General features: G+C 50.4%; 22 protein-coding genes. 8 read left to right on the forward strand and 14 right to left on the reverse strand.

From position 1 onward, the window contains the following. Positions 1–21: 21 nt before the first annotated feature. Together BDT_RS14260 and BDT_RS14265 are read right to left on the reverse strand one after the other, a co-directional pair. On the reverse strand, positions 22–489 hold the full coding sequence (locus tag BDT_RS14260) for a hypothetical protein (RefSeq protein WP_041577902.1): 468 nt from the start codon (positions 487–489) through the stop codon (positions 22–24). Next, on the reverse strand, positions 479–1537 hold the full coding sequence (locus tag BDT_RS14265; protein WP_041577903.1) for a zinc-dependent metalloprotease family protein: 1059 nt from the start codon (positions 1535–1537) through the stop codon (positions 479–481). The genes BDT_RS14260 and BDT_RS14265 overlap by 11 nt, the downstream gene beginning before the upstream one ends. A 346-nt stretch (positions 1538–1883) precedes the next feature. On the opposite strand from BDT_RS14265, the gene BDT_RS14270 reads away from it, so the two are divergent. Next, entirely contained in the window at positions 1884–3182 is a 1299-nt protein-coding gene (locus BDT_RS14270) for a hypothetical protein (RefSeq protein ID WP_041577904.1), read from the forward strand. A 101-nt stretch (positions 3183–3283) separates the two neighbouring features. Then, on the forward strand, positions 3284–3664 hold the full coding sequence (locus BDT_RS14275; protein ID WP_015091952.1) for a hypothetical protein: 381 nt from the start codon (positions 3284–3286) through the stop codon (positions 3662–3664). Between the two features lie 73 nt (positions 3665–3737). Here the strand turns inward: BDT_RS14275 and BDT_RS14280 are convergent, their stop codons facing one another. The 5 genes from BDT_RS14280 to BDT_RS14300 all read right to left on the reverse strand — a co-directional run bounded on the left by BDT_RS14280 (position 3738) and on the right by BDT_RS14300 (position 8709). After that, on the reverse strand, positions 3738–5030 hold the full coding sequence (locus tag BDT_RS14280) for a beta-sandwich domain-containing protein (RefSeq protein WP_148278851.1): 1293 nt from the start codon (positions 5028–5030) through the stop codon (positions 3738–3740). 73 nt (positions 5031–5103) lie between these two features. Beyond that, entirely contained in the window at positions 5104–6639 is a 1536-nt protein-coding gene (locus BDT_RS14285; protein ID WP_015091954.1) for a L,D-transpeptidase family protein, read from the reverse strand. Positions 6640–6802: 163 nt separating this feature from the next. Then, the gene (locus BDT_RS14290; protein WP_015091955.1) at positions 6803–6997 is read right to left on the reverse strand and encodes a hypothetical protein; all 195 of its coding nucleotides are present in this window, start codon (positions 6995–6997) and stop codon (positions 6803–6805) included. A gap of 103 nt (positions 6998–7100) precedes the next feature. Continuing rightward, positions 7101–8051, reverse strand: coding sequence for a hypothetical protein (locus BDT_RS14295; protein WP_015091956.1), 951 nt, complete (start codon positions 8049–8051; stop codon positions 7101–7103). Positions 8052–8088: 37 nt separating this feature from the next. Then, complete coding sequence (locus tag BDT_RS14300) at positions 8089–8709, reverse strand: HdeD family acid-resistance protein (protein WP_041577905.1); 621 nt, start codon at positions 8707–8709, stop codon at positions 8089–8091. 191 nt (positions 8710–8900) lie between these two features. On the opposite strand from BDT_RS14300, the gene BDT_RS14305 reads away from it, so the two are divergent. Continuing rightward, entirely contained in the window at positions 8901–9584 is a 684-nt protein-coding gene (locus tag BDT_RS14305) for a class I SAM-dependent methyltransferase (RefSeq protein ID WP_015091958.1), read from the forward strand. 210 nt (positions 9585–9794) lie between these two features. Here BDT_RS14305 and BDT_RS14310 read toward each other — a convergent pair whose 3' ends face one another. Both BDT_RS14310 and BDT_RS14315 read right to left on the reverse strand, forming a co-directional pair. Continuing rightward, a complete protein-coding gene (locus BDT_RS14310) occupies positions 9795–11627 on the reverse strand; it encodes a MutS family DNA mismatch repair protein (protein WP_015091959.1) in 1833 nt (610 codons plus the stop codon). 85 nt (positions 11628–11712) lie between these two features. Continuing rightward, positions 11713–12612 carry a DUF4382 domain-containing protein gene (locus BDT_RS14315; RefSeq protein WP_015091960.1) on the reverse strand — a complete coding sequence of 300 codons (900 nt, stop codon included), beginning with the start codon at positions 12610–12612 and terminating at the stop codon, positions 11713–11715. A gap of 258 nt (positions 12613–12870) precedes the next feature. On the opposite strand from BDT_RS14315, the gene BDT_RS14320 reads away from it, so the two are divergent. Further along, entirely contained in the window at positions 12871–14364 is a 1494-nt protein-coding gene (locus BDT_RS14320; protein WP_041577906.1) for an MFS transporter, read from the forward strand. Between the two features lie 112 nt (positions 14365–14476). Continuing rightward, complete coding sequence (locus BDT_RS14325) at positions 14477–14659, forward strand: hypothetical protein (protein ID WP_041577907.1); 183 nt, start codon at positions 14477–14479, stop codon at positions 14657–14659. Positions 14660–14676: 17 nt separating this feature from the next. Here the strand turns inward: BDT_RS14325 and BDT_RS14330 are convergent, their stop codons facing one another. Further along, positions 14677–15516 carry a helix-turn-helix domain-containing protein gene (locus tag BDT_RS14330; RefSeq protein WP_041577908.1) on the reverse strand — a complete coding sequence of 280 codons (840 nt, stop codon included), beginning with the start codon at positions 15514–15516 and terminating at the stop codon, positions 14677–14679. Between the two features lie 104 nt (positions 15517–15620). Here BDT_RS14330 and BDT_RS14335 point away from each other — a divergent pair, with 104 nt between their 5' ends. Next, positions 15621–16067: a hypothetical protein gene (locus BDT_RS14335; RefSeq protein ID WP_235046142.1), complete on the forward strand. Its 447-nt coding sequence runs from the start codon at positions 15621–15623 to the stop codon at positions 16065–16067. 71 nt (positions 16068–16138) lie between these two features. On the opposite strand, the gene BDT_RS14340 is transcribed toward BDT_RS14335, so the two are convergent. Continuing rightward, positions 16139–16684, reverse strand: coding sequence for a hypothetical protein (locus tag BDT_RS14340; protein WP_015091965.1), 546 nt, complete (start codon positions 16682–16684; stop codon positions 16139–16141). Between the two features lie 210 nt (positions 16685–16894). Here BDT_RS14340 and BDT_RS14345 point away from each other — a divergent pair, with 210 nt between their 5' ends. Beyond that, positions 16895–18025, forward strand: a complete 1131-nt coding sequence (locus tag BDT_RS14345) for an AGE family epimerase/isomerase (protein WP_015091966.1) — start codon at positions 16895–16897, stop codon at positions 18023–18025. Positions 18026–18047: 22 nt separating this feature from the next. Here BDT_RS14345 and BDT_RS14350 read toward each other — a convergent pair whose 3' ends face one another. Then, on the reverse strand, positions 18048–18329 hold the full coding sequence (locus BDT_RS14350; RefSeq protein WP_041577909.1) for a hypothetical protein: 282 nt from the start codon (positions 18327–18329) through the stop codon (positions 18048–18050). 44 nt (positions 18330–18373) lie between these two features. Here BDT_RS14350 and BDT_RS14355 point away from each other — a divergent pair, with 44 nt between their 5' ends. Further along, positions 18374–19039 carry a type 1 glutamine amidotransferase gene (locus tag BDT_RS14355; protein WP_015091969.1) on the forward strand — a complete coding sequence of 222 codons (666 nt, stop codon included), beginning with the start codon at positions 18374–18376 and terminating at the stop codon, positions 19037–19039. On the opposite strand, the gene BDT_RS14360 is transcribed toward BDT_RS14355, so the two are convergent. Both BDT_RS14360 and BDT_RS14365 read right to left on the reverse strand, forming a co-directional pair. Continuing rightward, on the reverse strand, positions 19036–20367 hold the full coding sequence (locus BDT_RS14360; protein ID WP_235046143.1) for a hypothetical protein: 1332 nt from the start codon (positions 20365–20367) through the stop codon (positions 19036–19038). The genes BDT_RS14355 and BDT_RS14360 overlap by 4 nt on opposite strands. Positions 20368–20519: 152 nt before the next feature. Beyond that, the gene (locus tag BDT_RS14365) at positions 20520–21416 is read right to left on the reverse strand and encodes a S1 family peptidase (RefSeq protein ID WP_235046144.1); all 897 of its coding nucleotides are present in this window, start codon (positions 21414–21416) and stop codon (positions 20520–20522) included. Positions 21417–21486: the final 70 nt, after the last annotated feature.

Consider the following 21486-nt stretch of genomic DNA (forward strand, 5'->3'; position numbering starts at 1 on the left):
CGATCGCGAATAGTTAAGTGATTATCGGCCCGCCTTAGCTGCCAATGAATCCATGGGCAAAGTCGCATTTTGCCGAGCCTGCTCATCTTGTTCCCGCAAGAATGCGGCACGATCCAGAGGCTCACCGTCAGTTCCCACAAAATCCTGTTCCGTCACGGCAAATTGCTCTTTCCAGTCAGTGCCCATTTCTCTTTGCAGGATCTCTTCACTGCTCATGGGACCTTCATCATTACCCGCCGCCGCTTCAGCGGCAAAGCGACGGGACTCTTCGCAATCGTGACCCGGCTCATGTTTATGATCGTGCCTCGGGCGGCTTTCAGAAGCAAAGCTTGCAAATTCCGTCATGGTTTCAGGCTCTTCAACCTGAGATTCCGCGGCAAAGGATTTGGTGGACTCAGCAGCCTTGGGTTCTTGCCCTGTCTGCAAAGGGCTGCACCAAAGCCAGCCCACCACAACCAATCCTGCAACAATCATCAGCTTAGAACGCATAAGTCACCTTCACACCACCAACCTGTTTCAGATAATTCAACAAAGTGGAGCGGCCGTCATTCAAGTTAAAGAAGTTATCTGTACAAAGGGTCTTCTGGTTTTTACCGCAATGATCCAGTCCCATGTTGTGTCCCAGCTCATGCAAGTAGATCTTGGCAGTGTTGTCGTAAGCCGAAGCTGTTGCATATTTAGCGGTGCTGGACCAGTCGTTGTACCTTGAGCGCATGGCAAAGTGCGGACGATAGTTCTTGCCCACCCAAGACAATCCGGAAGAACTTGTCGTACCCGGACCCGACACCACCGTCTGAATCTTGCTGCCACCCGAACCGCTTTGCGCTCTTTTCAGATGCGGCAACTGTGATTTGTCCTTGTAAAGTGAAGTTGAACGAATAGTCGAACGGGATTTCAAATCAAATCCCACGATATTCCCCAACACCTTCGCCGCGCGAGCCAGAACTTCACGGGAATAGAAGAATTTCTTCCATGCAGTATTGCCATTTCCGGCGTCATCGAAAGTCACAACCATATCAGTGCGAATACGCAGGATTTTGTCTGCATCCAACAAAGCATACACACGGTTGCGATCCGGCACATTGCCGCCGATGGCTTCCAAGTGTTCGAAGAACCGACGACGCGCCTCTTGAAGGTAATTGCTGGCAAAACTGCCTTTGGCTGTGCGCACATAGACCGTGCGACCGGCATCAGCTTCCGAGCCCTTCATCGAAAATGTCACATGCAGCTTCGAACCCAGACAGAATGCCTTTTGCTTTTTCAACGCACAGTACATGTCATAAGTGCGGTACAAAAAGTAACCCACAGAAATATCCGCCGAATTCGCCGGAGAACCCGTGTTATAGACAAAAGTGAATTTGTTGCCGTAAAACCAGGCTTGGTTTCCAGTCGCACGCTTTGGGGTCTTGTCCCCCAGGATCCATTCCACTTCAGCATCAATCTTTGGCAGATGCGCTCTGGTGATATCCTCTTGTTCCGTAGCCGTTGCCGCTGAACAGATAAATACTGATGCCAGAGTTACCCACAACGCTTTCATCCATCCCCCTTGATCTCAAAATCCCCGAAAAGGCTCATTGCAAAAGAAAATCCAGCCTCTGCGCCTTCTTATTTCGCGCACAGCCCCCGTCAGGGTGTCGAGGGTTCACAGTCTTTACACTCTGTTCATAACCCCTCGCGATCTGTTGTGTTTTACCTTTTTCAGAGTGAAAAGCGTCAAGTGACTCTACAGTGGGATGCCTTATACGTGGCGTTGACCGAATTTCATGGGAGGAACGACATATTGAAATGTCAAAATATCTGACAGTCCGCAGTCCACTGATCTGCTGCACAGGACCTGCGCATACCAAAGGGTTCATGTTTTCATATTAACTACGGAGTGAAACATGAAACTAATGATGATACTTATCGCGACGATCATAATGGGCACAAAAGCCCAAGCCGCCGTGTGGGCTGACGTCAACCAGTGGTCTCAGGATTGGGAATCCCGATACTCGTCCTGGGTCAAGAATGAATGGAACAAATATTTTTTCTCACGCCAACTACTGCCCAACGGACAATCAAATCCCTATTACGGATTTCGCGTCGACTGCGCCGATGCCGTTTATTCGATGCGCCTGATATTCGCCTATGAAAACCGGCTGCCTTTCGTTATCAAAGATCCCACTTATTCAGGCGCAAGAATTTCAAACAAAATGAGCCGCTGGGACCGCCAACGGGAAATCGAGCGCGTGCGAAGCTTCCTGAACTATATCCATGAAACCACCAGCACCCGTTCACTTCCCGGTGACACTTATCCGGTGGCCATCAACCGCAAAGCCATCCGTGCAGGCGGGGTCCTTGCCACCACTGCCGTGAACCACCACTCTTGGACGATCAAAGAAATCCTGCCCATCGGAGTCCCCTATCTGGTTTACAATTCCGTCGTGGGATCACACTCCGGCTTCACCATGCAGGAACGAAAGTCCTGGCCCAATCCCAACTGGGTCTTTGAAGGGGACTTCAGTTCTTCCAGCGGCGCGGGCTTTCGCTACTGGCGGCCGGCTTCATACTTAAGCAGACCGGTTTGGAAGGTCCCGGGATACAGCACTGAACAGTTCCAGATCTCTTTATCGAAGTGGACTAAAACGCTGCAGTCCCGCCTGGCCACCCAGCAAGAGGACGACACCTCGATGATCTTGCGTCTGGTTGAAAACGTCTGTGTGGGGTTCAAAGACCGGGTGTCCTATGTTAACGAAGCTCTTTCCTACAAACGCCAATACCCGTCTTGCATGTCCTATGAGGCTTTTGATATTTATTCTTCTCCCAGCCGGGACGAACGCATCTTTGACGACCTGATGCTGCTAAGAAGAACCTACAAAGAAATCCTTCAGCGCAACAATGGACAAAATCTGACAACAGATCAGAAGGCCGAATTGACCAAGATCTTTCCTTATATAAATCAAAGTGCCTCCAGTGAAACCCGCCAGATGCCGCAGCAAAGCATCACCGAGGACTCGGTCTGTGTTGTGAACTATCTTTCAAGTCGGACCATGGACATGGCCGAATTCAAACGCAGGCTGTTCGCGGGCTGGATTTCCAACAACCCCAACGAGCGCGGCGAATACCGCTGGGGCGTTCTGCGCGGCCCCTCGGACCATGCCCGCTACTGCCCATCCTGGGGAGGCTGGTCTCCGAACCTGTAAATTCTGCCTGTGGCTTCTGCCTGCGACCTCGCTTCTGCAATCTCATATTCCGTTTCCCCTGCTGCTGAGGTAGAAGCGCTTTATAAAGGCAGGAAGTCACCATGAAAAAAAAGATGCTGATTGCGGGGCTGATTTTTGTATCCCAAAATGTCTGGGCTTTGAAAGACTCCAAAGGTGTCCAGTGTGAAACCCGCGTGGCTCAGATCACCAGAGCCTATTTCAACGTGGTGGACACTTCCAACCGCTTCAACTTTGTTCTGAGTAAAAATGACAGGATTGAAGTAACCTCCTACGAGGTCATGACTCCGGGATCCTACAATCAGGAGTACATTGCGGAACTGGTGATCAAGTTTGACCGCTCCAATTATCGTTCTCCGGAAAAAGATCACAAACTGCGACTTAAACTGACTGGCGAATTTGACTGTGACTATCTTAGAGTGCGCAGTATCAAATCCCTGGGCGAAGTTGAGCGCGTCAACTAATCCCGATTGCACAAAATAAAAAAGCCAGATCCCGAAAGATCCGGCTTTTTTATTTTCAGCGCATCCCAAGTTCTTAATAGAACATTGGGTGACCAAAAGTTTCTTCCGACAGGATATTCAGATAGCGCATCGCCACTGCCTGAGGGAACTCGTTGTTCGAGTTGTACTTCGCCTGATACTCGACGATCAGCTGATACTTCTGCTCGATGTCCATCATTTTAACTTCCACCTTCAAGGCCTGCTCGGCAATCATGAACGCGTAAGCGCTCATGTTCTTGTTGGTGTCTTTCAGGAAATCGCCGTCTTTGCTGCCCACGTACATTTTATAGTACTTGGTACCTTCAGCATCAGCTTCACGGAAGGTCATGTTGGCCGCTGCCAATTCCTTGCGATACTGATCCGGAGCATAGTCACGCACTTTGGACATCATTGTCGCAAACAGTGTACGACCGCGGGCATCTGCTGCCATGGACTGGTGCTTCTTCGCAAAATCCATCGCCATTTTGATCAGATCTGCACTTGGGAACTTTCTGCATGGCAACTCATTTTGGATGGAAACAATCAGCATGTCGTAGGTTCCGGTCAGAAGACCCTTATAGGCAGGTTCAGACACGCCACCACCACGAACCGCATTGTACTGATCCACGAAGAAGTTCATCAGCGTCAGGATATACGACGTCGACGTATATGTGCCACCGGTGTTCATGGTCGCGATAAAGTCCTTTACCTGGTCACGCAACTGATTGCCCGCGAATTTTTCCTGGACAGAACCCGGAGCTGCCGCTTCCGCGCGTCCCACCCACAATTGCACCGGATCCAGCTTGTCTTTCAAGAGCGCATCAAGATTGCGCTTGCAGGAAAACGCCGGAATGCGGGATCCCAACGCCAATCGTGGCGCTTCTTTGGTGGAAAACGCCTTGATTTCCAAAGCGGCCTCACCGCCCATGGCCTCGGTCAGGATCTCGATAGCCGTGATGCCGGTTTTGGTCTGGAAGATCTCGGAACTGATCGGTGCCATCGGCTCATCGACATTCACTCCCATCAACTGGCGCACCGGAACTTTTTCATTCTTGTCCGTCACCAGTGACACAGAATAGATTTTCATGCGACCCAGCTTGGATTTCGCCTCGATACGCACCAAAGGCAAAGTCTTGATCAGATCCAGACGATACAGATCCCCGCCTTTTTCACGTGTTACCTGATCAATACGCCCCACCCCCTCATACTGAGTCTCACCTGGAGGAGGTGCAGGCTGAGACGGAGGTGCCGGTGGTTTTGGAAGATCCGGCTTATTACCCGCCTCGGGTGCCGCAAAGCTGAACTGCGCCCCTGCTAAAACGAACAAGAGTACTCTACTCAGTAACATTTCGAACCCCTTTCACTATTGTGATATATCGTTGTTAAGTTTTCCTGCTTCTTTTCGCCCCAAACGGGCTTCTTTAAAAACGTCCATCCAAATACCGCAGAACCGCATTGTTCTGACCATAGATATCATCTACAAACCGCACCACTTCGTCCGAGTTCATCATCGACGTTAAATACGCCGTATACACCGGCAAGCGCTTGTAAGATGGCACCGGAATCTCGGTGGGCTTTGCCACCACTTCCCCCGGCCGCGCCATCATCGATGCGATCGTCTGCCGGTCCCACGGAGTGTCCTCCAAAAGGTATTCGGCCAGATCCAGTGGCTTTTCCAAACGTACACATCCGGAACTAAGCTGGCGCATCGGCGTATCAAACAGCTCCCGCTGATTCGTGTCATGCAGATAGATCGCAAAGCTGTTGGTCAGATCAAACTTAAGCACTCCCAGGGCATTTCCCAGATGCGGCAGCTGACGGATGATAATATCCGGATCCACCGTCCCGTCCGCGATCCCCTTCCAGTCAATCGTGGTCGGATCCACCTTGCGGCGGAAGCCACCCACCCAGGCCTCATAGTGGTGGGAATCAAAGTATTCCCGAATCTGCTCACTGGTCAGATCTTTCAGGTCATTGACCTTATCTTCATAAAAGATCGTAGGTGGCACCACCCAGTAAGGGTTGATAATCACATTGGTGATCTCATCACGCATCGTTGGAGACTTGCGCGCCGGACGACCATTGATCGTGCGGAAGCTCATCACCCGGGGCCATTCGGTCGCCACATCCATCATGATGAAATACGACATCGCCAAGTTCACGAAGATGTACTTTTTTTCGAAGTACTGCGGGAACCAGCGCATTTTTTCCAGATCCACCTGAATCTGACGGACACGATCCATGCACGACACACTTAAGAACGACCAGACTTTACCCTTGGGCGAAATCTCGCCATCAGGACGAATGCGCATGTTCCACTGAATATCTGTCACAGCCTTCAGCAGATCGCCGTCGAAGCGATCATCGAGGTTGTTCATCGGATAGCCCAGCAAAGCCAGACGGCTCTTGATCTGACGAATCACCGGATGAATCGAATACAAACGCAACGGCGTCGTCAGCGGCACAATTTCCTGCCAGGTGCCATCAATACAGTGGGGATATATTTTCTGCATCGCCGCCTGCACACCTATATAAGGAGCGTTTTGCGGAGCCACCAGATTTACAAAGCTCTGAGCATCATTTCCCGCTGCCAAAGCGATCATTTGAAACTGCTTGGGCGTTAAAAAATCCCGTCGCACCAATTTGACATCGCGACCGACGTTCACCGGATCAACACTGCCAATTTGCAGGTCCCGCAGCATGCGCAAGAAAGCCTGATTGGCCTGCGGGCGCAGGGTCTTTTCAAGATTTCCCCCGCTGCGATACAAAGTTTCCAGACGGTCAGTCCAATAGGTCTTCGGATTCATTCCATGTTTCCAAATTCCCAATGCAGCCTGGCGCATTTCCGAAAGACTCAGTTGGCTTAATGCCGAACTGTAGTCGACGGCAGCGGCGTTGGCTGTCGTGGAGACAAGTACAAATAAAGTCAGAACCAGTGACGACACTGCCACTCGCATGATGTATCCCTCCTTGGATGATCAAGTTGATAGGCCCTTGGTGCCGTTTGATTCTGAACGTTTTATTATTGGTTGCTAAAGAGAATATGAGACAGTTGCCCAAAATCAGTCGGACAACGAATGGATGCGTGGCGCTCGGCACGGGTGACGAGCGGTGGCGATGTTATTGTTCGGTATTCTTCTGTGGACGCAGATCTTCGACCGAGGTTTTGGTTTCGCGGCGAACGGCCTTGCGGCGGGGTTCTTTTTCCTCGTAAAAATCACCTAACAGGCGGCGCATGGGCATTTCATCCATGGCCTTGAGGAAATCATAAAACTGCACCACACGATTCTTCAGTAGACTGAGCTTTCGGATCATTCTTACCCCTTCATGGAAAGGAACGTCCTCTCAGCTTAACTGTCGCCGGGCACTTTCTGTGAATTACATCTGGCAAGACACAGGAACTGGACTCTTTTCAGGATCAAAGACCGAAGTAATCAAACACCCGGTAAACAAAGAAGAATTCAGAATCCTCAAAGTCCAGCGGATCTTCCGGCAAATACAAAGCATCTTCTGTTGAGTCGGCATGCATTTTTTGAAGCTTGGTCGACGCCGTCTGCCAGTAACGATCCTGCCACAAGGGATTGGTGACCCGGGTGAAAAGCTCACTCAGCTCAAGCCCGCGGCGAACGGCGTCTTTGTTCCTCTTTTTCTGACCCGGCAAAACATAGTCAACGGCTTTCAGAATGTCTTCGGGATTGATCATTTCCAGCAGATAGTAAGTTGAAACAAACATCGCCAGCAGATATTGACGGTATTCCGCCTTGGACTTTTGCATCCAGGTGTCTTCCCCGCCCGAACGATAGATCACTTTCATGCGCTCATAAACCGGCGAGACCTTTTTACCCAGCTGATCTCCCAAGGCCAGATCCAGGGTTACGACCAGACTTTCCGCGAAATTCAGATAGCGGCTGATATCCCGCTGTTCTGTCGGGGCTGGTGGCAATAGACGCCAGATCACGCGGTGATTTTGTTCATGGAAAAGAGATATTTCATTAAAGCGCATCAAGGACTGAATCTCATTCAACGGATCGGCCACCTCGTGGTGGAAGTCCCGAAACCATACAAGCTCTGCCGCTGTCGGCGTGAACTCGATATTGTCCTTGAAAAGATCCTGCGCACTTAAAGAACGCATCGTCGAACACACACGGGCAGTGAACGTGCCACCCAATGAAAGATAAAGCTCGCGGCTTTTGCGGTAAACTGCGCTGGCATTCAGCATCGCACCATCAAAAGGATAATCTTCCAGCAGCAGTTTTGCATGCTTGCGGGAAACAGGCTGCTCGCCCAGGATTTGCAGATCCTTGACGAAGTGATTGACCTCTATTTGCGCCTCGGTCAGAGGCTTTTTTGTGCTTCTGCGTTTTGCCATGAGGCTACATTAATGCAGCCCCCGGTCTTTTTTCAACTTAATGTAGCGGCGGCGTGCGAGAATCCTCGTCGCGGTCCCGTTCATAGTGACGTCGATCCGCCTTGGTCATCTTGGAACTGTTATAACCCGCTTCACGCAGGTCTTCGCGTATCTCTTTGATCGAAATACCAAGGCCCATGGTGGCAATCCCTGCCGCGACCAAATCCACACCCACCAGCGTTCCAATAGTCCAGAACGCCGACACCGGGAACGTCGCCAGTATCAATCCACCCAAAAGAAGCGAGATCAAGCCACTGCCCGCGAACCACCCCCAGCCCAACGAACGCTCGGTTACGGCACCGATAAACTTCGTCAGCCCACTGGCGATCAGCAGAAAGCTGACAGCCAAGGTCAGTCCTAAAGTGTTTTCAATCGGGTTGCGAGCAATCAAGGCAGCACACACCAGCGCCAGACATCCCAACCCCAAATGAGGCCACAGCTGCCCTTCCTTGCGCCCTTGGATCCCGTACACGATCTGGGCAACACCCACGCAGAACAAAACCACCCCCAGGACCATCACTGATGCCAAGGTCGCCGCCGAAGCAAATGCCAGGGCGGTGGCCCCGAGAATCAGATAGACACATCCCAAAAAAATAAGCTGAGTTGATATTCTTCTCATCGCAGACCTCCCGCTTTTTCCTCAATATAACAATGGCCGAGAGCGGGGTATTGCAGATTGTTGACACTGTCCCCGGACGAAGACGCGCCAGATGAAAACCGACTGAAACACAGATGAGAAATCAGCACCATTTAGGTCCCGCGAATGTGAACCTATTGACAGTTTTTTGGCCTTCAGATCAAAGTTCAGCAATGAAAAACTTCGACACTGCCGTAGCTCAGGATTATGACCAGGACATTCGCCGCAAGATCCCCGGATACGATCTGATCCAGGACCTGCTGGCTTCTGTACTGCACACCGAGTTTGCCTCGGCCCCTCATTTGCTGGTGGCTGGCAGTGGCACCGGTGAAGAGATGTTACGCTTGGGCACACAGCACCCAGACTGGCGCATGGATGGGATTGAACCTTCCGCCGCCATGATCGCCACAGCGGTCAGTCGTACACAAAAAACAAAGTTCAAAAGCAATCTGCGTTTCTTCGAATCAACCATCCAGGATTACCACACTGACGAAATGTACGACGGAGCCTTGTCCGTTTTGGTGTCACATTTTCTGCCCGATGACGGCCAAAAAGAAAAGTATTTCGCCGCACTGGCGGGAATGCTGAAACTAGGCGCACCATTAATTGTCATTGATATGATGAAACAAGCCGACCCGGTAGGCGACAAACACATCGCTTCCACTTACTTCTGGGCCAAATACAACGGCATGCCCGAAGACGCTTTAAGAAATTTCCCCTTAAGACTGCGCTCCATGTTCTTTCCGATTACTGAAGACCGCCTCAGAGAAATCTGCGCCCCCTACGGTTTGATAGTAGAAGGCAAATTCGTGCAGTCCCTCTCTACCCAAGGCTTCATCCTCAGAAAAATCACCTAAACCCAAAATGGAAACGGGCCCCGACCCTTCGGCCAAGTCCCGTCTCGGACGATCCCTTTTGGATTGAAAACTTAAGCTATACAAATCAAGAAAAATCCAAATTTGCGCTTCAACTCCAAAAGTACCGTTTCATTCATAGTATAGCTGAAAACAGTCTTCATAGTGCCTGTGATGCCAACAAGCACTGCTTTTTACCCGAGAAAATTCGGATCAGACTTCATCTACCTTTATACCTTCAGCGGCCATAATTCTTAGGGCGTTGGTCGTAGGACATGGGCCTTGATTCAGATGATAATGGAAAACCATTTTACCGGAGCTGTCGATGTCTTCACGGAAGTGCAGATTCATCACCGACGGACTGCTTTGTTCCAAAACGGTCAGTTCCAGATCGTGAGTGGAAATAAAGCCCAAAGAAGTCTTTTCATTGGCCAAAGTTTGAATCACTGCACGCGAACCAATCTGACGTTCGCGGTTGTTGGTTCCGCGGAAGATTTCGTCAATCAGATACAGCACCGGCGTGTTCGTGGCTGCGGTCTGCAGAATATCGCGCAGGCGACGAACTTCCGCATAGAAATACGAATATCCATCACGCAGGGAATCGCTGACTTCAATACAGGTTTCCACTTTCATCGGCACAGTCTGATAGCTGTCGGCAAAGACCGGCGCCCCCATATTGGCCAGAATCTGATTGATCCCCATAGTACGCAGGAAGGTCGACTTGCCTGACATATTCGATCCCGTCAAAAGACCCAGCGATTTGCTGTGCGGGAACCCAAAATCATTGGCCACAGCTTTGTTGCGATCCAAAAGAGGATGGAACACCTGCTTGCACTGCAGATTCATCGCTCCGTTTAAGACCGGATAAGTTTGTGTCTGATACTTATCAAAAATCAACAGGGATCCCAGCACTTCAAACTCGGAAAGCTCTTCCACACACTGCGGGAAGTCCTTCACCATTTTCTGGCGCAGGCGTTCCAGGAAAAAAACCGAGGTCACTGTCCACGGCAACATCGCATTCAAAATGAAATGCAAAATCGGATTGGTCTGCGTTCCCACGAACCCCAGAACAGTATCGAGCTTTTGGGAAGTTCGTGAAGGGCGAACTTTATAAATTTGTGCGCACAACTGTGCCAGAGCCGGGCTGCTTTCGCATTTCTTTTCAATGGACAAAAACAATGGCGCCAAGGCCGACAGGTGATGGGAAAGACCCGTTCCCTGCATGAACGCACGCCCCACCGACCCCAGGCTGAACAAACTTAGCAGTGGGAATGCCGCAAACAGAATCGTCGGCAGGGCAGTTTTGGTGGTCACGGCAAAAACCAGCAACAACACCGTCAGAACCCACAATACAAGATTGGCCACGAACAGTTTCACAAACTGGGGACCCACGAAAGAGTTTTTCAAAAATTCCTGAATCTGCAGGGTTGAAAGATTCAGTTCGTTGGAGTTGGCCTGAATCCCCAGACGGGTAAAGAACCACGATTGCGGACGCAGGGCCTGAATCTGCTGCTGTCTTTTCTGCAATAAGTCCGGAGTTAACGGCGCAACACTCATCCAGTGCAAAAGGCGGCGCAAGCCACCCTCCGAGAAAGTTTCATCCAGTACCGTCCACAGGGAATGAGACCCCACCAACCCCAGATCGCGAATCAGGGGATATTCCGCGGAAGCGTCAAGCGCCTGCTTCCAACTGCGCCCGGACATTTGCCCCTGACAGCGCTTTTTCTGGCGCCCCACGAACTGTTGCAGTCTTTGTAAATGCAGTAAATGGCGGCCGATATTGCGGGTGCGAATCACCAGATAAATGAAAACCAAAAGAACAACTGCGGGAACTGCAAAGCCGACACGAGCCTCGGCATTCATTGACAATGGAATTAAGCTGGCAAAGAACAGCAGTCCAGAAACCAGGCGCCCGCTTTGATGACGTTGCAGTTTCGCCTGCCATCTTGTCAGAAGCAGATTCAAACGCTGCTCTTTCCGATGAAGGGCCTGGGCGTTATTCAAAGACTTGGTCAGGGTGCCGGGAATGGATGCTGTGTCTGTCATGCCCTAATGATGCCGACGCCATTTCATGCAGGCAACCCCAAAAGAAAAAACCCACCTTCCGAAGAAGGTGGGTTCACACATATTTTTACAGAAGCTGGCCCAGTTCATCCTGGGTCACAACAGGATAGTCCTCACCATCGACAATTGGCGTATAATCCCAACCATCGTCTGAAGGATCATTCTGCTCCGGTTCAGTGACAAGCTCTTCACCTTCAGATGACTCACCACCGGATTCTTCATTGCTGCCGGTTTCTTCTCCAACTGCAGGTTGTTCAGGCTGCACCGGTTCTTCAACAACAGGCTCAGATGGCTCTTCACCACTGCCACTGTCTTCACCACCAGAACCGGTGTCACCACCGTTATCAACTGGAGGTTCGGGTTGAACGATCGGAGTTTTGAAAGCCGACTTCAGTTTCAAAACAGGCTTCAGCAGACAGCCGCCATTTCCCTGCACAACTACGGATTTAAGCGCATCGAAGTCCACCACAATATTGTAGTGATGACCAGCCTCGAACTGCACTTTGTTAGTCAGGATGATTTTCACACCCGTTTTCTGGGCGCTGGGCGTTTTCAATTCACAGACAGAATCGTCACCTTTCACGGCATAGTGTCCGGATGGTTTCAGAACCAGGCGAATCTGCTGAATGCGAATCCCGGCTGGCGCTTCCACATCCTGCAAAGGCAGGGTCACCCCGTTTTGCAGAGTCAGCAAATCCACAGGCCCCAGCCCCTGGGCCAAAATAAGCCTTCCGGCTTTGCCTGCCCCGGCGACCACAACCTCCATGTGATCAATATCGACCACCACGGATTTCAAGTCCTTGTTCGGCGCATCTGTCAGGTTGAAGCTGACGACAGCCTTTTCAGCATTGCTTTGTCCCAGCCCTGAGGCTGACGAGTCCGACGGGGACTCTGACACTTTCTGACTGCAAGCGGCGATCACCACCATCGCGCCAAGACTTACTGTCTTTAAGAACATATTTTTCATACTACCCTCCTGGCAGAATCTTTCCCTAAATGTACACCCGGGATCCGAAATACCCAAAATTACCCAAAGTGGTTCAGTCATTCTGAGAGTGCTGTCAACGACCTGGACAGTTTTCCATAGATTTAAGCCTTCCGTAGGATTGAAGAAAATGCCCCCAATCCCCCCGGTGGATTTCGTAGATCCATTCATATTCCAACCTATCGTTTGCCAAGCTGAAGTTTTAGTCCTACTGTGGCCGCAAAACGTATCGGAGACGCCATGGCCCTTTTACTCGTGAGCATCTGTCTAGCCGCCGTCATCTTTCTGTATTTCAATAACAACCCTCTGAATCACTCGAAAAAATTTATCTTCAGGCGCTTCGTCAACTGGTTCCCACTGGGCATGAGCTATGCCTTCCTGTACATGGCCCGCTACAATCTGAATGTGTCAAAGAACGCCATGGGCGACATGATGACCAAAGAACAGTTCGGGATCATCTTTGCCGCCGGCACCATCGTTTACGGTTTGTCATTTCTGATTAACGGCCCTCTGGTGGATCGCATCGGCGGAAAAAAAGGAATCATCATTGCCACCCTGGGTTCAGCGTTGATGAATCTGTTGATGGGTGGCGCTACTTATCTTTATCTTATGGGCCGCTTGAAAACCAATATGGTCGTGGCCTTCTCGGTTCTGTATGCCTTGAACATGTTCTTTCAAAGTTACGGTGCCGTTTCCATCATCAAAGTGAAAGCTTATTGGTTCCACGTGCGCGAGCGCGGGATCTTTGGCGCCATCTTCGGCACTTTGATTTCTTTCGGTGTCTATTTTGCCTTCGACTGGGGTCAGGCGATTGTGGATGCCTCAAAACTGAATCCCGAAGGGCCTCGCACCGCCTTCCAGGATTTCATCCAGCATATCTTCGCCATTGATACCGGGGCCACCGATGCAACCTGGCTGGTCTTTACCATTCCGGCCTTTATCCTGATCGTGTGGGCCCTGATTGACATGGTCCTGTTGAAGGACTCCCCCAAAGAAGCCAACTTCGATGAATTTGACACCGCCGACGCCTCTTCTGGTGATGATGACGATGTCAAAATCACCATGGGTTTGATCTTCAAGAAAGTTTTTGCCAACCCTGTCATGATCACGATTGCTCTGGTGGATTTCACCTCGGGTGTTTTACGTAACGGCATCATGCAATGGTACTTAATCTTCGCCAATGAAACCAAAGAAACAAATCCGGCATTCTATGCAGGATCTGAGTTCTTTATCAAAAACTGGGGTCTGTTGCTGTGCCTGACCGGGGTTCTGGGCGGCTTTATCGCAGGACTTGTTTCAGACAAAATGTTCCAGTCCCGTCGCGGGCCTCCAGCGGCAATCAACAATTTCATCATGATTTTCCTTTTGATCGCGATGTGTTTCTTCCTGACAAAGAATCCAACCATGTTCGGCCTGGCAGCCGTGCTGATGACCCTGGCGGTGATCGGCGTGCATTCACTGATGTCGGGAACTGCCGCTGCTGACTTTGGCGGCAAAAAAATGACTGCCACCGCATCGGGTATTGTGGATGGCTGCGTGTATCTTGGATCAGGCCTGCAATCTCTTTCAATTGGGTATCTGTCAGCAAAGAACTGGCACTACTGGCCTCTGTTCCTGATCCCGTTTGCGGGACTGGGGTTGATCCTGGCTTTGCGTATGTGGAAAGAGCTTCCGGAAGCCACCAAGAAATACATTCTGGAAGTCGAAAAGGCGGAAGCCCAGAAACAGCATTGACTCTCTGGTCCAAAGCCGCTTTTTGTTACCTTTGTGCTAGTGATTGTGAAGCCCGTCTCTGGTAAAAAGCTCTGAACTGTTCTATATTGAAGGCAGCAAAAGGAGCTTTATCATGGAATTATGGTTTGTACTTGGATTTTTGGCAGTTGCCGGAATCTCCGTGATCATCTACTTCTGCCTTATGGTGTTCTTCCCTGAATGGGTTGGTATCACAGGCAAGATCGCCCTGCGTGCCGAACAAAGCCACCGCGAAGGTGAATCAGAAGACCCTGGCAACACTCCTATCAAAGGCTAGGTCGCAGTCCTTGCGACCTAGTTGTTTTTATCCCTGAAGGCCCCCGGACTGAATCCTGTTTTCGCCTTAAAAAACCGACTGAAATAATTCGGATCCTGAAACCCCAAAGTAAGACCCACTTCAGCTACCGGCATGGATGTGTATCCCAGATAGCGCTGCGCCTCCAGCAAACAGCGATCGTGAATCATTTCGCGTGCTGACTTTCCCAACAATCGATGCACCCGCATGGTCAGTGCTTTGGGTGAAAGCCCCAAAGCCTTGGCATAAAATTCGACGTTGTGCTGACGATTGAAATTCAATTCAATCAATCGTTCAAAATCACCGAGGAAAGCCCCCTCACTTTTTTTGACCGCTGTTCTGCCAGAAAGACGAAACAGGGACAGAATCAGAATATTCAAATGACTCTTCAAAGCACTGCCGTACCCGCGATCACGCGAGACGAACTCGCCGCACATCTTTTCACAATGGAAATAGAATTCTTTCTGCTGAGCCGCTGAAGACAGCTTCAAATGTTCTGGCAATTCATGCAGGCTTTGGAACAATTCCCGGTCCATGGCATCAAGACTTAAGGATTCGACGTAAAACTCAATGACATAGCCCTTGGCGCCTTGCAGATCCCAACGGTGCACCTGCCCCGGCTTTACTACAAAGACCGCTCCTGCCTTGATCGGATAGGTTTCAAAGTCGCTCTCGTGCTGACCTCGGCCCCCAGCCACAACGACGACCTGAAAGAAATCATGACGATGAGGAAATGGCACCGCTGGTTTCACGCGGCCTTCCAGACGCTCGGCGCGAATGTCACCGCGTTCAGCTTTGACTACTCCCAATGACTTCATGGGATGAAGTGTGTTTACCATGTCAAATCACTCCTCATTGTAAAACCTCACAGATCCGGGTTTTATTTTGTCCGACTTATCATAACCCCGGTATAAAAACTCATCAACCAATGGAGGGTATCACAATGAAAAAGTATTTTTTATCTGCAGCAATGATTTTAAGCGCGGCAAACCCCGCTTGGGCCGCCGAACTGACACCGGGAAATCTGGTGGGACGCTACAAAGTGGAGGCCCGCGCCGGGTTCCAGAAAGTTTATGCGAATTTCCGCGTCGTCAATACAACCGAATTCGAAGTGCAACGAACTTATCCCAATGGAAATGTGGATGAGGTCTGCAACGGCACCTTCAACCTGCTCAGCAGCGTCAGCTGGGATGAAGAATTCCTGATCATGGCGGCTAAAAAGAACTTCAAAGGCTCTTTCACCTGCCCAAGCGACCGTTCCAAGGAAATCAGCTTTAATATCGACTTTGGCACCACCACCACGGACGATCTGGCTCGCGGCACGAGCGTCAGTCTGACCAGCTCTATCGCACCGGGCATGCGTTTGAATGCTTACGTGAAGAAGCAATAATCCTAAAAACCCAACAAATAAAAAAGGCGCTCTCTTTCGAGAAGCGCCTTTTCTTTTAAGCCTGTCTGATATTAGATTGGCTCAACTTCCGGCTCTGAGATCGCTTCGATGTATAGCTTATCCACACCGACTTGCACTCCGATACCTTTCAACAATTGCAAAGAGATATTCATCGCCAGTTGTGGCAGGCCCACTTTCACAGCTGTGAATGCGCCCACGCCACCGATGATAGCTGCTTCACCTTGCGCCACCAGGTATTTACCCAGGATCACGTCTGGATTGGAGTTGAACAGACTGATTTCAGAAGAAACACCTTTAAGCTTGAAATAGCCGATTCCCGCCGTTGCGCCAATCCAATGATGTCCGATCGTCACCATCACATCCTGTGTATAGCGAGTCCCCTTGATGCTCTTACAATGAAGTGTCCCGTAGGCCACAGTTTTGAAATGCCCGACAATAACTTTGATACCTTTGGATGTCCCTTTAAAGGTCATGCCGCAACCCCACAGGCGATTTCCCATGATGCTGGCATCATTATCCATTGTCACCGCATCCGTGCTGGCCTGGGCAAATGCTCCTGTCAGACCGATCGCCAAAAACAGAATCAACTTTTTCATACTTTCTTCCTCCTTGTTTCGTACAATAAATTGTCCGTGTTCTCTATTCGGAGGTAATTCGCGGAACTAGGCAAGCCGTCGGACGAAACACATATCTTTACCGACAAACCCCTGCATTTTCCCATACTTCCCATGGTAACAGCGGGCTGGACTCCTGTTGGCAGACAGGATATTGTGAACGCTCACATCTAGTTACATTCTGAGGTACTTATGGTTGAAAACTGCAAGAACTGGCTTTCAAAAGACGTCCTTCCTCTTTGGTTGAACAAAGGGGTTGATTGGGAACGCGGCGGCTTCGTTGAATCATTTTCTTTGGAAGGCGAACCTCAGGATGTTCCACGTCGCTCGATGGTTCAAGCCCGCCAGATCTACAGTCTGCGTCTGGGTATGGAACTGGGCCTTTGCGATCCGGAAAAATCCCGTAAAGCCATCGACATCGGGGCCGCGGTTTTGATCAAAAACTATTCTCTGCCTTCCGGTGGTTTCATCCACTCTGCAACCAAAGAGGGCGAGGCGAAAAACACCACACCAGATCTGTATGCTCAGGCCTTTGCCCTGTTCGGACTGGCACACGCTTATGCCGTGAACCCACTTCCGCAATACAAAGAGCGTTCCCGCCAGTTGGTTCAGTATCTTTACAACGAACGCCACCTGACCCAAGGGGGTTTCACCGAACTGACCGACAAAGGTGTGCAGTACGAAGCCAATCCGCACATGCACATGTTTGAATCCGCGGTTGCGTGGATGGCCGTGGACAATGATCCTCTTTGGAAAAAGCTGGCCGACGAAATTCTGAATCTGTGCCTGACGAAATTCATTGATCCTGAATCCGGCACCCTGGCTGAACACTTCAACGCCGACTGGTCCCCGATTCTGGAAAACGGCAAGTTCGTGTTTGAACCCGGCCACCAGTATGAATGGGCGTGGTTGATGGGACTTTATCAGGGCCTGACCGGCAAAGATCTGACGGCCGTGCGTGAAAATCTGATCGTGCTGAGTGAAAAGCATGGCATCTGGAACGAGCGTAAATCCGTGATCGATGAAGTGTGGAATGATCTGTCTGCCAAAACAAAAACATCCCGCTTCTGGCCTCAGTGTGAACGCATCAAAGCGGTTCTGCAGATGGGTCTGGAAAAGAAAGACCAGCGCGCGCAGTATGCACAGGCGGCCGATGAAGCCATGGCGACATTGTTTAAGTTCTTTGAAACTCCACAAAAAGGTCTGTGGTTTGATACCTGGCAGGAAAGCGGTGAATTCCGAATTCAGCCAGCCAAGGCCAGCTCGCTTTATCACATTATCGGCGCCATCAACGAATACGTGCGCTATCGCCCAAAACTGTAAGGCGAAACGAAAACCGCCCTTTCTAAGGGCGGTCAATTCTGATCAGGATGTCGTCGACGATACTTTCCACCGTCGATCCCCGGGTCATGCCCATGCGGTTTAAAACCACAATGCTGAGTCGGTTTTCAGGACAAAGACGCATACAAGAAACAGTGCTCAGATTCCACTCCACGTCCGGTCGACGCGCAGTCAGCGCCTCTTGAACTTCAGCCAGAAAAAGTTTGCGGGATTCAACAGCGCTTTCAGCTCTGGATTCCGTGGATCTGGCGATGCACCCTGAACAAATTTCAATATTCTGTTTCAAAAAAATCGTCCCCTTTTCCTGAGTTTCTGACTATAGTGCGCCCCATGCAAGATCTTCTTATTATCCAGCACGAAAATGACACTCCTCCGGGCACCGTTCTGCTTTGGGCGAAACAACAGGGACTAAAACCCCACGTCTGGAATATTGCCACAGAACCGGCTCCGTTCAAACCTGAAGACATCAAAGCTTTGGTGATTTGCGGTGGTACGATGGACACCTTCGAAGAAGACAAGCACCCTTGGTTGATTGACGAAAAAGTCTTTATCAAAAAATGCGTGAAGCTGGGCATGCCCGTCTTCGGCCTTTGCCTGGGCAGCCAGTTGCTGGCGGAAGTTCTGGGCGGACGTGTGTACGCTGCCGGAAAATGGGAAGTTGGCTTTGTGCCGGTGACCATGAAAGATCAGACGAGTCCGTACACCCTGAATGTCTTCCACTGGCATCAATGCACTTTCGATCTGCCTCCGGGTGGCGAGCTGATGGCGACGAACGACTTTTTCCCGAATCAGGCTTTCCGCTGGGGCACCAACGTGGTGGCCACCCAGTTCCATCCCGAATCCACCTTGGAATGGATCCACGAATGCGCCGATTCCGTGACACCGGAACAAGCAGGCCTGGTCCAAACAAAAAAGGAGATGCTCGAAAGCATCCCCTTGCAACAGCCCATGCAGGACTGGTTCTTTAAAACTTTGACTCAATGGTACCAAGTCTAGTGATTGAACACGCGGCCGCACAGTCGTGCTGCACCCGTTTCGCGCTGTTTATCCAACGAAACCATTTTCAGGAATCCGTTATCCACTGACAGCAATTTGTAATCACGCGTGAAGTAACCCATCTTGTGCTTCACTTTGGTTTCCGGATCTTCATAGATACTGCGATCAATAACCGTACGAGCCGGAATATCAACACCCGTCTGGCGTTTCACTTCGGATTCAAATTCTGCAAAGAAGTCACGGCCCCATCTATCGTAGCTGTCGGCAGAGGCCTTGTCGTTGCGATAGTCGATCCAGCTGGGTGGCTTGTTACCATGCAGGATACCCACGGTCATACCCATGTCACCCTTCATGATGTTGCCCTTTTCCCAGATATCAATGATATCGGTGCGTTTGATGGCCTTGAAGAATTTTTCGTACAGATAAGAATCACCGAAGTCGCGTAGGACAATCTTGCCCGTCGGCTTGTTACGCTCATCCAGTTCCACCAGAAAGTTCTGAGAGTGCGGGGAATCATAACGAATCCCTGTCGCCACAAAGAATTCCGCCAGCGCACGCGCCAGAGGTTTGTTGTAGTTTTCATTCCAATAATTTGCCGGATCAGAAGAACCGTTGGCTTTTGCCAGCTCGCGCCCCAGATTTTCGTGCATGATTGAGAAGCCCGGCACATAGCGCTTGCCCGTGCCCGGAAGCTCTTCGTAAGAACGCACGATCATACCCATATCAAAACGTTTGATACCAAAAGCAATCGGTTCATCCAAGACGATGGAATGCTGCAAAGGCGGCTGAGACTTCAGACGCTCAATCACGTAATCAGAAATTTTGCGGATCTGGGAAGCATCATCCCAGGTTTGTTTCTTGTCGGCCCAGTAACCGCCCGTGCGGTTCGTGGAGGTCTTCAAAGAAAACTCGGCCCCCGTCACCGGGTCCACCAGGATATAACTGCGTGAAGCGGTCATATAACCTTCAAAATAGGCTTTCTTAACTGGCTCAATGCCATTGCGAAGCAGGAATACGCGCACGGCTTTTTCCCAGCGGGTGTCTTCCGGGTTCAGCACCCAGCGCACATACTTTTCGCCGGCACGTTCAAAGGTCAAAGCTTTGACGTAACCGGCATTGGCGTCGATCTTCAGATCGGATTCCAGGATTTTAAGTGGAATTTCGTAGTGATGAATGACTTTCTTTTCATTACTTCGGGTCGCCACGGCATTGGCTTTGGTTTCATACAAAACCAAATCCCGCATTTCATCAGTGATGGCCAGCGCCAGCTGGGACCACAACATCGATGCCACAACTGCGGAACCCACAAAAGTCTTAAACACTTTCATTTCGAAATCCTCCAAGAATGGTTCAGATCTTAAGGATTTCAAAGGGTGTTCCAGCTCAGGAACAAAAAGAAACGGGGAAAGAACATGAGCTCTTTCCCCGCAGAAGTTTTTTGCTATACAGATGTCAGGAAACTGACAGTCTCAGAATGAGACTATCGCATTTTTGGCATCGTGGATTTGATCCAGTCCGCATAGTAAACAGCATTGGTGTAAACACCCACGCTGTCACACAAAGCGCTGCCACGGCTGGTAACGCCGAACAAGAAGAGCTCACCTTTGATTTCCACATACGCTGGGCCGCCAGAATCACCAGCACAAGTGCCGGAACCTTTGGATTCATCCAGACGCACTTCTGTTTCCTGGACAGAAGAAATCGGAGCTTTGGTTTGGCGCAAAACCCCATCGCCGGACATGTCCACTTTCAGGCAGTTTTTCAGATCGTCATCACAGATGACTTCGCCATATTCCAGGGCTTCATCCAGATCTTTGACTTTTCTTGCGTCCACAGGCTCTACATCCACCTGAGAAACGCCATAACCCGCCAAGGTCACTGACAGACCACGACGCAGAATCGTGTCGTCTTTCAACATCTGAACCGGCTTGTAACCCGGAGGCAAAGCACCGTGGAACTTGATCAAAGCGATGTCGCCCCAGTCAGATTGCTTTTCTTCCTGGTCCGCTTCGTTGTAAGTGGAATGAATTTTATAGTCAGACACTGAACGAGTGTACATCTGAACGATGTCCTGCTCGCGCGCACCCATCAGTTCGTCCACATCAAGACCGAAGACCAAACGCAACTTGCCTGGTTTCAGACCAATCACACAGTGAGCAGCCGTCAGAATGTAGTTTTCAGCGATAATGGAACCCGTGCAGATACCATTGCTCTGCAAGTCCATGATTCCCACGATTCCAGATGCGATTTTCGCATTTTCAGCCACCAAAGTGCCGCCCATAATACCCGCGGAATCCTTGGTATCCACCTGAGGACGATTAGAAAGTCCACAGGAAGCCAAAACAATGGCCACCAATGCCAGTAGAATACGATTCAAATGTGCCTCCCCCAAAAGAGCGGCTCTTATATGTAGGACGTTACCAAACGGCAACACTTTTTTAAAAAAA

This window comes from Bdellovibrio bacteriovorus str. Tiberius (genome assembly GCF_000317895.1).
GTDB classification, from domain to species: domain Bacteria; phylum Bdellovibrionota; class Bdellovibrionia; order Bdellovibrionales; family Bdellovibrionaceae; genus Bdellovibrio; species Bdellovibrio bacteriovorus_F.